General features: G+C 31.6%; 14 protein-coding genes and 1 tRNA gene. 1 reads left to right on the forward strand and 14 read right to left on the reverse strand.

Annotated features, from left to right (window positions below; genetic code table 11):
• From C3E90_RS03190 to C3E90_RS03225, 8 genes are all read right to left on the reverse strand, one after another.
• Nucleotides 1-788: hypothetical protein (locus C3E90_RS03190; protein ID WP_236914149.1), on the reverse strand; the 788-nt coding region annotated here is incomplete at its 3' end.
• Between the two features lie 11 nt (nucleotides 789-799).
• Nucleotides 800-1,498 carry an ABC transporter ATP-binding protein gene (locus C3E90_RS03195; protein ID WP_236914151.1) on the reverse strand — a complete coding sequence of 233 codons (699 nt, stop codon included), beginning with the start codon at nucleotides 1,496-1,498 and terminating at the stop codon, nucleotides 800-802.
• Nucleotides 1,495-1,860, reverse strand: coding sequence for a GntR family transcriptional regulator (locus tag C3E90_RS03200; protein ID WP_236914153.1), 366 nt, complete (start codon nucleotides 1,858-1,860; stop codon nucleotides 1,495-1,497). Before C3E90_RS03200 ends, C3E90_RS03195 begins: the two co-directional genes overlap by 4 nt.
• 103 nt (nucleotides 1,861-1,963) lie before the next feature.
• The gene (locus tag C3E90_RS03205) at nucleotides 1,964-2,797 is read right to left on the reverse strand and encodes an aminotransferase class IV (RefSeq protein WP_236914154.1); all 834 of its coding nucleotides are present in this window, start codon (nucleotides 2,795-2,797) and stop codon (nucleotides 1,964-1,966) included.
• A gap of 22 nt (nucleotides 2,798-2,819) precedes the next feature.
• Nucleotides 2,820-3,698 (reverse strand): hypothetical protein, encoded by an 879-nt coding sequence (locus C3E90_RS03210; protein WP_236914157.1) that lies wholly within the window; start codon nucleotides 3,696-3,698, stop codon nucleotides 2,820-2,822.
• 53 nt (nucleotides 3,699-3,751) lie between these two features.
• A complete protein-coding gene (cls, locus tag C3E90_RS03215) occupies nucleotides 3,752-5,209 on the reverse strand; it encodes a cardiolipin synthase (protein WP_236914159.1) in 1,458 nt (485 codons plus the stop codon).
• A gap of 30 nt (nucleotides 5,210-5,239) precedes the next feature.
• Nucleotides 5,240-7,066 (reverse strand): translational GTPase TypA, encoded by a 1,827-nt coding sequence (gene typA / locus C3E90_RS03220; protein WP_236914161.1) that lies wholly within the window; start codon nucleotides 7,064-7,066, stop codon nucleotides 5,240-5,242.
• Nucleotides 7,067-7,225: 159 nt separating this feature from the next.
• Nucleotides 7,226-7,615 carry an ATP-binding protein gene (locus C3E90_RS03225; protein WP_236914163.1) on the reverse strand — a complete coding sequence of 130 codons (390 nt, stop codon included), beginning with the start codon at nucleotides 7,613-7,615 and terminating at the stop codon, nucleotides 7,226-7,228.
• Nucleotides 7,616-7,812: 197 nt separating this feature from the next.
• Here C3E90_RS03225 and rd point away from each other — a divergent pair, with 197 nt between their 5' ends.
• Complete coding sequence (gene rd, locus C3E90_RS03230) at nucleotides 7,813-7,974, forward strand: rubredoxin (RefSeq protein ID WP_236914164.1); 162 nt, start codon at nucleotides 7,813-7,815, stop codon at nucleotides 7,972-7,974.
• Nucleotides 7,975-7,994: 20 nt separating this feature from the next.
• On the opposite strand, the gene yihA is transcribed toward rd, so the two are convergent.
• From yihA to C3E90_RS03260, 6 genes are all read right to left on the reverse strand, one after another.
• Nucleotides 7,995-8,600: a ribosome biogenesis GTP-binding protein YihA/YsxC gene (yihA, locus tag C3E90_RS03235; protein ID WP_236914165.1), complete on the reverse strand. Its 606-nt coding sequence runs from the start codon at nucleotides 8,598-8,600 to the stop codon at nucleotides 7,995-7,997.
• Nucleotides 8,587-10,947, reverse strand: coding sequence for an endopeptidase La (lon, locus tag C3E90_RS03240; RefSeq protein ID WP_236914166.1), 2,361 nt, complete (start codon nucleotides 10,945-10,947; stop codon nucleotides 8,587-8,589). Before lon ends, yihA begins: the two co-directional genes overlap by 14 nt.
• 111 nt (nucleotides 10,948-11,058) lie before the next feature.
• A complete protein-coding gene (gene clpX / locus C3E90_RS03245; RefSeq protein ID WP_236914167.1) occupies nucleotides 11,059-12,339 on the reverse strand; it encodes an ATP-dependent Clp protease ATP-binding subunit ClpX in 1,281 nt (426 codons plus the stop codon).
• 19 nt (nucleotides 12,340-12,358) lie between these two features.
• Nucleotides 12,359-12,943 (reverse strand): ATP-dependent Clp endopeptidase proteolytic subunit ClpP, encoded by a 585-nt coding sequence (clpP, locus tag C3E90_RS03250; RefSeq protein ID WP_236914168.1) that lies wholly within the window; start codon nucleotides 12,941-12,943, stop codon nucleotides 12,359-12,361.
• 19 nt (nucleotides 12,944-12,962) lie between these two features.
• Nucleotides 12,963-14,252, reverse strand: coding sequence for a trigger factor (tig, locus tag C3E90_RS03255; RefSeq protein ID WP_236914169.1), 1,290 nt, complete (start codon nucleotides 14,250-14,252; stop codon nucleotides 12,963-12,965).
• A 158-nt stretch (nucleotides 14,253-14,410) separates the two neighbouring features.
• Nucleotides 14,411-14,494 (reverse strand) — tRNA-Leu (locus tag C3E90_RS03260).
• Nucleotides 14,495-14,608: the final 114 nt, after the last annotated feature.

The raw sequence follows: 14,608 nt of genomic DNA on the forward strand, positions 1-14,608 counted from the left end.
AACATCAAAACTCCTATTACTATACTATATATAAATCCTGCAATATTTAGTATAGTACCTCCTAAATCCCCATTCATTATAAGGCCACCATTGTTAATGTTAATATTAAAACCATACCTTAGCATATGGGAAGATGCTATTTTAAATGTGCTTATGTCTAGATAGTATGGTAATAATTGAATAACTTTCACCTGTCCATAAGTCACTATTCCACTTAGTACTAAGAATATTATAAACCAAAAACCGCCAATTTTTTTATTTCTAAATGTAACTCTACTTAAAGCCATGGAGAAATATATCAGTATTAGAGTACTAACCCCACCAATAATAGCTGTTAAACCAAAAACCACTAATTCTCTATAGGGTATGTTCATATTTTTTAACATAGAAAACAATTCAGAAATCTTGATTTTAACTGGACTAAAACTTAATACCATAATACCGTTATATATTGCTATAACCACTCCTAAAAGAACAAACCACAGGAAGGCTACGATAAGTTTTGCGCCTAATATTTGATTTCCTGTCAAAGGCAATGTAAAGGTTAAATATCCTCTATCTTCATATAATTCCTTTCTAAAGGAATTTACTATATATAAAAATGTTGTTAACAATGTCCCGAATATAACCAAGACCGATAACCCAGTGAATGTTGCTCCTAAAACGGAACCTTCTTGGGTATTAGATACATAGGTGTATATTCCTGTTGTAAGTATTAATATTAAAGCTAGGACTCCCAGTATAAATTTATAGGATCCTTTTATCTCATATTTAATATATCTGCCCATATTTTTCCCTCCTATTCTCCAAATACTTCTTTATAAATATCATCTATTTGCTTACCTCTTTCTTCCCTTAAGGCTTCTGCATTTCCTTCAAGTACTATTTCACCATCTTTTAAGAATACTACATTATCAAATAAATTTTCCATATCTCTCACCAAATGGGTGGTTATTAACATAGAGCTATTTTCATTGTAATTGTTTATTATTGCATCGAGGATTTTGTCCCTTGCTACTGGGTCTACACCTGCAATAGGTTCATCTAGTATATATAGTTTAGCATTTCTTGATAATACTAATGACAGATTTAATTTTTCGTGCATCCCTTTTGAAAGAGAAGTTATTTTCATAGATTTTTCTAATTTCATAAAATCCAATAGTCCTTCAAATTTCTTTTCATCAAAATTAGAATAAAAATCTTTATAAAACTCACCAGCCTCTTCTACAGTCATCCAATTATATAGAAAGTTTCTATCAGGTAAATAAGAAACTATGGATTTAGTATATACTCCTACACTATGTCCATCTATAATGACTTCTCCTTTGGTCTGTCTCAATAGACCAGCTAATATTTTAATTAAAGTGGTCTTGCCACTACCATTTGGCCCTAATATGCCTACTACCTTACCTTCTTCTATATTTAGATTTAAATCATCCAATGCTCTTTTATTGAAATAATTTTTAGTGAGTGCCTTTATTTCAACAATATTTTTCATTCTCTCTCCTCCTCTATCCATTCAGATACAATATCTATTATTTCACTAGGAGTAAATCCTAATTTTTTCATCTCCATTAAAAATTCATTGATTACCTCCGTAGCCATGTTCTTTTTTAACTTGTTAATTATTTCTGTATCTTCTATAACAAAGGTACCCATTCCCCTTTGTGTAAAAACTAATTCCTCTCTCTCCAATTCTTGATATGCTCTTTGAATTGTATTGGGGTTTACCTTTAATTCTTTTGAAAATTCTCTTACTGATGGCAATTTATCACCTCCACTGATTTCTCCTGAAACCATCTTACTCTTTATTAAATTCATAATTTGAATATATATAGGAAGATTATCATCAAAGTTCATCTTTTCACCTCCATAGTTCTAATGTACTGGTGTATTAATTACATAGTACACTAATATTCTCCTATTGTCAATAGGAAAATAAAAAAAACCTTGTAATTAATAATTACAAGGTTTTACTCTCTATATATGCTTTCATCTTCCTCACATAAGCATTATTCACTTCTTTTATAATTTGATTATTTACTGAATTCAATTTTATTCCATCAACAGTAGAGATGGGAAGTACATTTACCGATGTTCCCGACATGAAGGCTCCATCTAATCTTTTCAAATCATCAATATGTATATTTTCTTCAACAATTTTTACATTTAATTCTTCACATACTTGGAATATATATTTTCTTGTAATGCCTAATAGTACATCCCCTCTTGGGGCAGTATATAATTTATCTTCTTTCACAAAAAACATGTTCGACCTACTACCTTCTGGAATATATCCACCTTTATTTACCAACAAGGCTTCAAAAGCATTTTTTTCCTCTAATTCCTTAACTACCTCTTCTCTAAAGGACGCCATCTGAATCTTAGCATTAGGATTTTCCCTTTCATAGTGGAATAATATAGTATGGATCCCTTTTTTATAATATTCTTCTGGTGGATAAAAACTTTTAATAAAATAAGCTAAAAATACCTGTCCCATCCCTTCAATGCATGTGGATAATAGTTTAACGTTTAAATTTTCAATGCCATTTTTGTTAATTAATTCTTTTATATCCCCTTCTATCTCCTCATCTTTTCTTTCAATATAGTAGTCCACTATTCTAGCAGACTCTCTCATCCTTTTTAAATGGTCTTCTAAGAACAAAGGTACCTTATCTATTACTCTGACTACTTCATATATAGGTGGTTTTATTATTCTTTCAAATATTTCCACCTTATTAGTCGACTCTAATTTACCATTTATTAGGAAATAATCTTTTATTGCTTCCGGTTTCATCTAATAGTCCCCCTTGTTTATACTATTCCCTTAATGCTTTTATATTTTTAAGGGCTATATCTCTTTTAATTTCTAACAACTTTATACTATTTTCATCTAATGCAAGCTTCATATCCGATATTGATAAAGATAATTTGTCCAAGTCCTTTATTTTGTCTTTATCCTTATCCTTATCTAATTTTTGTCTAATCCTTCCAGAATGTTCTACTGCTTCATTTATTAGTTTGTTAGCTATCTTAAAATCTCCCTCTTTAGCTTTTATAAATCCTTGATATATAGAATAACTTATCCTAGAAAGATCTCCATTTATTTCATCTTTATATAAATCAAAAAAAGGGGCTAAAGAATTAATTGTTTTGCTACCTGCATCCGTAATATCTGTCAATTGTCTGTTTTCAACAGCTTTTGTCAAAGAATTTAAATTTTTTTTAAATTCCTTTCCTTGCTCAGGGTTTGCTCCCTTTTTTATACTTTCTACTTCATAACTATTCCAATCTTTATGGATTCCCTCTATTTTTTTGTCAACTTCCTTCCATTTCATGAAAATCTCTTCGTCTTTAGTTATATTATCTTCTTGTTCTCCTGTTTTTTGTTGACTTTTCTCTTGACTTTCATCTTGTTTACTGTGTTGGTTTTCCTTTTTGTTTTCATCAGATGACTTGCCCTGGTCTCCTTTTTGCGATTTCTGGGCCTGAAATTCCTTTTCCGTTAACTCATTGGTTTTAGCAATTTCATCTACGGAAGTAATTAATTTACCTATCCCTTCTACAACCTTAGTCAAAGTTTCAGGAGCTCTCTCTTTTTGATTAACATTCTTAGATTTTTTATCTGATTGATTGGTACATGATATAGAAAAGATTATGATAACCATAATCCAAATTATCAATATTCCCTTTTTCAAGTCTACCACCTCTTTAGGATAGTGTTTCCCCTCGGGAATTTTTTATCCTAATATTACAATATTGGCGATAATAATCTTGAAACGGATTCTTTTAATTTAACTATATTAGACCTTTTGCTATATTCTTCTATAGTAATTTCTTTACAATAATCTAAATCTAAATTAAACTGTTCTACCATTTTTCTATTTACTTCCTCATCATAAATAAAGGCATTTACTTCAAAATTGAGTTTAAAACTTCTAATATCTAAATTTGCAGTACCAATAGATGTTACAAAATCATCCATTATAAAGGTTTTACTATGGAGAAATCCATTTTCATAGGTATAAAACTTAATTCCTGCTTCTAAAAGTTCTCCTATATATGAAAGACCTGCCCAGTATACAAATATATGATCTGGCTTACAGGGTATCATAACCTTTACATCTATTCCAGAAAGACCAGCTACTTTCAGAGCTTCAAATATACTATCATCAGGAATAAAATATGGAGTTTGGATATAAACTCTTTCTCGGGCATTGTTTATCATTTTAAAATATCCATCCTTAACACTAGCCCATTTGGAGTCAGGTCCACTACTTACTACCTGAACTCCTGAGTTTCCTTTGGTATTTCTTTTAGTTAAGCTTGTATCACACTGAACATTATCCTTTTTAGCTGCGAATCTCCAATCTTTGAAAAACCTCCACTGAAGTCCCCCTACTGCAGTCCCCCTTACTTTCATATGAGTGTCTCTCCAATAGCCAAACTTCTTTGAAAGACCTAAATACTCATCTCCTATATTAAATCCACCTACAAAAGCTTCTTCTCCATCGATTACACATATCTTTCTATGATTTCTATAGTTGATTCTAGGAGTAATATAGGGGGCAAAGGGAGGGAAAAAAACTGCTATTTCTCCCCCTGCTTTTTTCAATTCGTCAAAACAATTCCTATTTAATTTCCTTCCGCCCATTCCATCATATAGTACCTTTATCTCTAAACCTTCTTTAGCTTTTTTTGTCAACTCATCTATTACTCTGGTGCCTATACCATCACTTTTCATTATATAATATTCCAAGTATATATACTTCTTTGCCTTCCTAATACTCTCTAGTAAAGCTTCAAATTTTTCTTCTCCTGAAAAATAAAGCTCAATATCATTATCCTGAGAAAAATAGGACTCACTTGTTAAAATATGCATTTTTATTATATCTTCATATTCTAAAAATCTTGGATTTGAAAACCTATATTCATCTTCTTGGATTTTTTGCCCTTGTCTTAGTATCCTATCTCTAATCCCTCTATCCTCTTCTTCTTTTATTTTAAACATCTTTTTCTTACTCATGTCCTGACCAATAAATAGATATAATAAAAATCCGATACCAGGTAAAAAAGTTAATACCATAAGCCATAACCAAGTAGTTGTAGGGTTCCTTCTTTCAAAAAACACTAATAATATGGCAAATAAAATATTCAACCACAGTATGTTTTTTAAAAGCCACATATACCCATTTACAATATACTCCATAGAATCACCTTTATTTAAAATTATAATAATCTAATTATTCTTTTTCGATTTATATCTTTTATTAGAATCAAGAATTTTTTTCCTTACCCTAAAATTAGTAGGTGTTATTTCAATAAGCTCATCTTCCTCAATAAAGTCTAATGTTTCCTCTAAGGACATTTGTCTAGGTGGAGATAATCTTAAAGCTTCATCAGAACCAGAAGCTCTAATATTACTTTGATGTTTTTTCCTACATACATTTATTTCAATATCCATTCCCTTAGGATTAGAACCAACAACCATTCCCTCATAAACTTTTTCTCCTGGGTTTATAAAAAGGATTCCTCTATCCTGAGCTGAATATAATCCATAGGCAGTAGCCTCCCCTGTTTCAAAGGAAATTAGGGACCCTTCTTTTCTTGTTGGTATATCCCCTTTATAGGATCCATATCCATCAAATATTGAATTAAGGATACCATTACCCTTAGTATCTGTCATAAACTCGCCTCTATATCCAATTAATCCCCTAGCTGGAATGGAAAATACTAATCTTGCATATCCTCCATTAGCTTCAGTCATTCTTATTAATTCCCCTTTTCTCTTACCTAATTTCTCTATTACTGCTCCAATATATGATTCCATTACATCAATTGTTACTATTTCCATAGGCTCTAATCTTTTCCCATCTTCATATTTATATAATACCTCTGGTTTTGAAACCTGGAATTCATAACCTTCTCTTCTCATGTTTTCTATAAGGACTGATAGATGTAATTCACCTCTGCCAGATACTTTAAAAGCATCGGTAGATTCTGTTTCTTCTACTCTAAGACTAACATCTGTTTGAAGTTCTTTAAAAAGTCTATTTCTTATCTGTCTTGAAGTAACATATTTTCCTTCTTTTCCTGCAAAAGGACTATCGTTTACTGAAAAGGTCATAGCAATAGTAGGTTCAGATATCTTAACAAAAGGTAAAGGTTCTGGATTTTCTACATCACATATGGTATCTCCTATATGAATCCCTTCCACACCTGTGACTGCAATTATACTTCCTACCATTGATTCTTCTACTTCTATCCTATTTAATCCTTCAAACTCAAATATATTTGTAATCCTTACCTTTTTTATTTCATCTTTTCTTTCTTTGTTAACTATTAGGGCTTCTTGATTTGCCCTTACCTTGCCCCTTTCTATTTTACCAATACCAATCCTACCTACATATTCATTATAATCTATAGTAGAGATTAACACTTGTAATGGTTGCTCTATATCCCCTTTTGGGGCGGGAATATACTTTATTATGGTCTCAAATAAGTCATCCATATTATCCTTCTGTTTCTTCAAATCTATACTAGCAGTACCCTCTTTAGCAGAAGTAAATACAAAAGGTGAATCTAAATATTCTTCTCCTGCTCCTAATTCTATGAATAAATCTAATACTTCATCAATGACTTCTTCAGGTCTTGCCTCGGGCCTATCTATCTTATTAATACATACAACTGCTGGTAAATTTAATTCAAAAGCTTTCTTTAATACAAATTTTGTCTGAGGCATAGGGCCTTCAAAAGCATCTACTAATAGTACAACTCCATTCACCATCTTAAGGACTCGTTCTACTTCTCCCCCAAAATCTGCATGCCCTGGAGTATCCACAATGTTTATCTTAATATCCTTATAATGGATAGCGGTATTCTTTGATAAAATTGTAATTCCCCGTTCTCTTTCTATTTCATTAGAATCCATAACTCTATCTTGAACTATTTGATTTTTTCTAAATATTCCACTTTTCTTTAACATACTATCTACTAGTGTAGTTTTTCCATGATCTACATGAGCAATAATAGCTATATTTCTAAGATCATCTCTTGTAATTGACATAACATTTTTCACATCCCATTTATAATTTAGATTAATAATTTACCAAACTTAATTTTAACATAGTTTATACTAAAATGATAGTAAATTATGATGGCAGGGATTATCCCTGCCATAATTACCATAAATAAATAATAAATCCTAATTTTCAATACAGATATTCTATTCAATATACTTAACAGCTATTATCCTATTATTATCAATATAAACCTTATCTGATAATCCATCAACAATTACCAGACCTCTACCACAACATTTAAGTTCTGTTGGATTATAGTTAGCAATATCAAAGTCTATTCCATCCCCTTCGTCGCTTACTTCGATTCTAATAGTGTCTCCAACTATTTCTAAAAAAAGTTCCACATATTTATTCCCATTACATTGATTGCCATGGATAACGCTATTTATTATCAATTCATTTAATATCAATTTTAAATCAAACATTATATCCTTGTCATGAATAATGTTTTCAAGTTTATCTAATACTTTTTTTATAAAGGTTTTTGTATCATTTAAGTCACTACGCACAGACCCTTTATATATAAAAGACACTTCCATCACGCCCATCTACTAATGTAATATGTTATTCTATTAACTATTATTAGTTTACCCATAAATACGCTCTTTAATCTATTGTACAATTCTATAATTTTTTGGTATAATTTCTTCTATAATATTTAAAATATAGTTTAAAGTATTAAATAAATGGGTAATATCTCATTGATTACATATTGAAAGGAGAATACATAATGGACAGATATGTTTGTGAACCATGTGGCTATGTTTATGATCCAACAGAAGGTGACCCAGATAACGGTGTTGAACCTGGCACACCTTTTGAAAAATTACCAGAAGACTGGGTATGCCCAGTTTGTGGTGCTACACAAGATATGTTTGTTAAGGAGGAATAATTGTTTAGAGCAGCTATCTATTAAGATTGCTGCTCTTTCTTTCTCACAAGCACTTCTTCAAAGATATGCCACACTCTATCTATATTAGTCTTTTTTGTTGAAGAATAAGGAATTATTAAACTAGAATCCTCTATTTTAAATTTATCCCTTATAATCTTAATATTTGATTGATACTTTCCTCTAGATATTTTGTCTGCCTTTGTTGCTATAACAATCCCTGTGAAATTAAAGATTTTTATCCAATTATACATCAATATATCTTGTTCTGTAGGTTCATGTCTTATATCTACTAACAAAACTACTTCTGCTAAATTTTTTCTTGTATTTAAATATTCTTCAATTATCTGTCCCCATTTTTCCTTTTCTTTTTTAGAAACTTGAGCATATCCGTATCCTGGCAGATCCACAAATCTAAATTCTCCATTTACATTATAAAAGTTTATAGTCCTGGTTTTACCAGGTTTACCACTAGTTCTTGCTAGATTTGTCCTGTTTAACATGGAGTTTATAAAGGAGGATTTCCCCACATTAGATCTTCCAGCAAAGGCTATTTCACATAAATTCTCATCAGGATATTGTTTTTTATTAACAGCAATCTTTTCTAATTGACATTTAATTATCTTCATTATTAATATCCTCTTCTAATAATGCATATTCAAGAACTTGTTCCATGTTTTTCACTGGTATAAAGTTCATCTTCCTCCTAATCTTTTCAGGTATTTCTTCCAAGTCCTTGCTATTTTCAAGGGGTATTAGAACCTTCTTTATGCCAATTCTATTAGCTGCTAAAGCTTTTTCTTTAATACCCCCCACAGGCAAAACCCGTCCCCGTAGTGTAATTTCGCCAGTCATAGCAATATTGTTATTAACAGGCCTATTTGTTAAAGCAGAAATTGCAGCAGTTGCCATGGTTATACCAGCTGAGGGACCATCCTTTGGAATTGCTCCTTCTGGTACATGGACATGGATATCCATTTCTTTGTAAAAATTACTATCCACTCCCAAGCTACTGGAATTAGACCTAATATAGCTGATACCTGCCATAGCTGATTCCTTCATAACATCACCTAATTGCCCTGTTAATTGAAGTTTCCCCGTACCTTTCATTGAGTTCACTTCTATGGAAAGGGTATCTCCACCGAAAGCGGTCCAAGCTAACCCCGTGGCAACACCTACTTGGCTTTCCCTTTCTCCTAAATCATATCTGTATTTTTCTATGCCTAAATATTTATGAAGATTTCCTTTATTCACTCTTACCCTTTCTACATTGGATTCTACAATTTTTTTTGCAGCTTTTCTACATATGTTTGCAATATTCCTTTCTAGATTTCTAACTCCTGCCTCTCTAGTATAGTTATTTATAATATTTCTTATAGCTCTTTCAGATATAGTTAAGTTTTGTTCTTTAAGTCCATGTTCTTTAAGCTGTTTTGGTAAGAGGTGGTTAGTTGCAATCTTTAGTTTTTCCTCTTCAGTATAACCACTAATTCTAATTACCTCCATCCTATCTAATAAAGGCGCTGGTATAGAATTCACGGTATTTGCTGTTGTAATAAATAAGACTTTTGATAAATCAAAAGGTAGTTCTAAAAAATGATCCGTAAAGGTATTATTCTGTTCTGGATCTAAAATTTCCAGTAATGCACTAGAAGGATCACCCCTAAAACCAGTACTTAGCTTGTCGATTTCATCAAATAGAAAAACAGGGTTCTTCGTACCTGATTTTCTTATTAAAGAGATAATTCTTCCAGGCATTGCTCCAACATAGGTTCTTCTATGACCTCTCATCTCTGCTTCATCTCTCACACCACCTAAAGACATGCGAACAAAGTTTCTGTTTAGTGCTTCTGCTATAGATTTTGCAATAGATGTTTTCCCTACTCCTGGGGGACCTACTAAACATAGTATTGGGCCCTTCATTTTCGTAGCTAACTTTCTTATAGCAATAAATTCTAATATCCTTTCTTTTACATCTGTAAGTCCGTAATGATCTCTATTTAGAATATCTCGAGCTTTTTTGATATCAACTTTATCTTTAGTTTCCTTATCCCAAGGTAATTCAACTATCCAATCTAGATAAGTTCTAATAACTGCAGCTTCTGCTGAATGAGAAGACATTCTGTTTAACCTTTCTACTTCTTTTAATGCTTTTTCTTTAACTTCTTTAGGCATGGTTATCTTTGAAATCTTAGTTTTGTATTCTTCTATTTCGTCATCTAATTCATCCTCTTCTCCCAACTCCTTCTGTATTGCCCTTAACTGCTCTTTTAGATAGTATTCTTTTTGTACTTTAGTTATCTGTTTTTTAACCCTCTGATTGATCTTTTCTTCTATCCTCAACAATTCAATTTCCTCTTGTAATATCCTATGAAGTTCCTCTAAACGTTCATAAAAATTAAATGTTTCCAATATTTTTTGATGGTCTTCAATCTTAAGATTTATATAAGAAGCAATAACATCAGCCAATCTACCCGGGTCTTCAATATCAGTAACAGTTAACAATATATCAGGTGATATTCTACGGCTTAAAGTCAAATACTCTTCAAAGTCATTGATTACTAATCTCATAGCTGCTTCTGTTTCTTTGTCTACAATAATGTCTTCAGGATCATAGGTAAATTCTTCTACTATAACTTCAAAGTAATCCTCTTCTCCTATTATTTCAGCAATTCTTCCCCTATTTATTCCCTCAACTAAAACTCTAATACTACCACCAGGCAATTTCAACATTTGCTTTATTTTTGCAATAGTTCCTATATGGTAAAATTCTTCTAATGACGGGGCTTCCACTTTAGCATCCTTTTGAGTACATAAAAGAATCAACGAATCATCTATCATAGCCTTTTCCAATGCATTAACAGATTTTTCTCTTCCTACATCAAAATGAATAACCATGTGAGGAAATACAGACATACCTCTTAGTGGTATAAGGGGTATTGTTTTGTTTTGTACAACATAAGGGTTCTTGTACATAACCTCACTCCTTTTATCTATAGATAATCAATTTTTTATTGTTCTAATATTTTTATCATCTTAAATAGAAACTGATGACAAAAAAAGCTCACTAAACTGTGAGCCTTTTATTTACGATGCAGATTCCTTGTTATCCTTTTTCTTAGCTCTATTTTTAGCCTTTCTTTCAGATAACACCAAAGTTGGTTCTCCATTGGATTCAATGGTTTCTTTAGTAATTAGACATTTTTCTATTTCTTCTCTTGAAGGAATATCGTACATAATATCCAATAGGGTTTCTTCAATTATACTACGTAACCCTCTCGCTCCTGTTTTTCTATCAATGGCTTTTTGAGCAATGGCTTTCAAAGCCTCATCATCAAATTCTAAGTCTACACTATCCATGCTAAACAATTCTTTATACTGCTTAACAAGAGCATTTTTAGGTTCTGTTAATATCCTCACAAGTGCTTCCTCATCTAACTCTTCTAATGTGACAATTACAGGTAGCCTTCCAACGAATTCTGGTATCAATCCGTATCTTAATAGATCCTCTGGTTGTATTTGCCTTAGCAATTCTCCAATTCTAATGTCTTCTTTACTCTTTATTTCAGCACCAAATCCCATAGATTTAGTTCCTACTCTGTTTTGGATTATCTTATCTATACCATCAAAGGCTCCACCAACTATGAATAAAATATTGGTTGTATCCACCTGGATAAATTCCTGATGTGGATGCTTTCTTCCTCCTTGAGGGGGAACATTTGCTACCGTTCCTTCAAGAATTTTAAGAAGAGCTTGTTGTACTCCTTCTCCACTTACATCTCTTGTAATTGATGGATTTTCTGTCTTTCGTGCAATTTTGTCTATTTCATCAATATATACTATACCCTTCTCAGCTCTTTCTATATCATAATCTGCAGCTTGTATAAGCTTTAGAATAATATTTTCAACATCTTCACCAACGTAGCCAGCTTCTGTTAGAGAAGTTGCATCTGCTATTGCAAAAGGTACATTTAATATTTTAGCCAATGTTTGAGCCAGTAAAGTTTTCCCAGAACCAGTTGGCCCAATCATAACGATATTGGATTTTTGTAATTCTACATCATTAGTTTTTGATGGTTTCTTATTTATTCTTTTATAATGATTATATACTGCAACAGCCAAGGCTCTTTTTGCTCTTTCTTGTTTAATCACGTATTCGTCTAATGTTTCTTTTATTTTTGCAGGCTTTGGTAGTTCTCGTATTTGATAATCGAAACTTTCAATAAACTCTTCATCTATTATCTCTTGACAAAGTTCTATACACTCATCGCATATAAACACATTTGGTCCAGCGATAAGTCTTCGCACTTGGTCTTGGGGTTTCCCACAAAAAGAACAACGAAGCTGTTTATCATCATACTTTGCCATCATGACACCTCACTTAATCTTATTTTCTTGATTGTATTACTTCATCTATTATACCATATTCTTTAGCTTCTAAGGCGGTCATAAAGAAATCTCTATCCGTATCTTTAGTAATTCTTTCTAAAGGTTGCCCAGTTCTTTCGCTTAATATTTTATTTATCAATTCTCTGGTTTGAATTATCTTTTCAGCATGGATTCTAATATCTTCAGCTTGACCTTGAGTACCTCCTAAAGGTTGATGTATCATAATGTCAGAGTTAGGTAATGAAAATCTTTTACCTTTTGCTCCTGCTGTAAGCAAAAATGCACCCATACTAGCTGCTCTACCTATACAAATAGTAGATACATCAGGTTTTATATACTGCATAGTATCATATATTGCAAACCCTGCACTAACTGATCCACCAGGACTATTTATATAAAGTTGTATATCCTTGTCTGGATTTTCAGCTTCTAAGAATAGTAATTGTGCAACGATTAAGTCAGCAGTTACATCGTTTACTTCCCCTCCAAGGAATATGATTCTTTCCTTTAGTAGTCTAGAATATATATCATAGGATCTTTCCCCTCTATTAGTTTGTTCAACAACAATAGGAACTAATGCCATAATATACCCCTCCTAAAAATTAATTAAATTTAGCACTATTTATTAATAGTTCTATAGTCTTATCCCTCATTATACCCGACTTAAGGTATTCCAAATCTCCTTTTTTCATATTGTCTTTGAATTTTTCAATATCTTCCTGATTGTATTCCTTAGCCAATTTTTCTAATTCCTTGTCAATATCATCCTCTGAAACTTGTAAATTTTCTTCCTTTGCTATGGCTTCAAGAACTAGGTCTGTTCTAATCCTTCTTTCTGCTACTGGAGTTATTTGTTCCTTAAAAGCTTCTAAATCAGTGTTAGTCAATCTTAGGTATTGGTTTATATCTAAACCTTGAAGCTTCAACCTATAGTCAAACTCATTAATTTCATTTTCTACTTGATGTTCTATCATTACATTTGGTACATCTATTTCAGAAGCTTCAATAACTTTTTCAATTATTCTATTTTCTAATTCAACTTTTTCTTTTTCTTTTGTTCCCTTTTCTAACTTTTCTCTAATGCTTTGCTTATATTCTTCTAATGTATCAAATTCACTAACATCTTTAGCAAATTCATCGTCTAATAGTGGTAATTCTTTCTCTTTCACTTCATGGATAGCAACCTTAAAGATAGCTTCCTTTTCTCGTAAACTTTCCTCAAAATAATCTTCAGGGAAGGACACTTTAACTTCTATTTCCTCACCTTTTTTCTTACCTATAAGCTGTTCTTCAAATCCAGGGATAAATCTATTGGCACCTATTTCTAGTTCTTGATTTTCGGCTTTGCCTCCTTCGAATTGTTCTCCATCTATATAGCCTTCAAAATCTATAGTAAGTATATCTCCTTCTTTAGTTTCCCTATCTCCGACATCAATAATCCTTCCATTCATTTCTTGAACAGCCTTTAATTCCTTATCTACGTCTTCATCTGTTACATTATACTCTACTTTTTCAACTTCTATACTTTTATAATTTCCCAGCTTTACTTCTGGTTTAATAGTCACTTCTACCTTTATTATAATAGGTTTTCCTTTTTCTAATTGTTCAATATCCACATCTGGAGTGTCCACTGGTTCCAATCCTAATTTTTCTACAGCTTCATCATAAGCTTCTGGTAAAATGATATTCAATGCTTCTTCATAAAATACACCTTCACCATAGTTCATTTCAATTATCTTTCTAGGTACTTTACCTCTACGAAAACCTGGTATAGTGAATCTATTTCTGTTTTTTAAATATGCTTTCTGAATTGCTTTTTCAAATTCATTTTCATCAATTTCAATATTAAAAAATGCTTTATTTTTTTCTTTTTTTTCTAAGACGGAATTCATTATATTATCCTCCCTAAACTTATTATTTATTACATTTAAAACTAATATATTATACCATAAAATTATACCATATAAAATATTATTATCCAATCCATATGTATTATATCATAATTTAATAGATATGAAAAAAACCAATGGTATAACCACTGGTTGAATAATGGTGCGGGAGAGAGGACTTGAACCCCCACGTCAAAGACACTAGATCCTAAGTCTAGCGCGTCTGCCAGTTCCGCCACTCCCGCTTATAAAAAATCTCACTATATTATTATAACATTTTATATTATCATGTCAATGATTTTTTTCTTTATTGGTTAAAAAACTTATGCTGTAATATTAAAACAAACATGATAAGTTTA

This window comes from Clostridium sp. Cult2 (genome assembly GCF_021655075.1).
GTDB lineage: Bacteria > Bacillota > Clostridia > Tissierellales > Tepidimicrobiaceae > Schnuerera.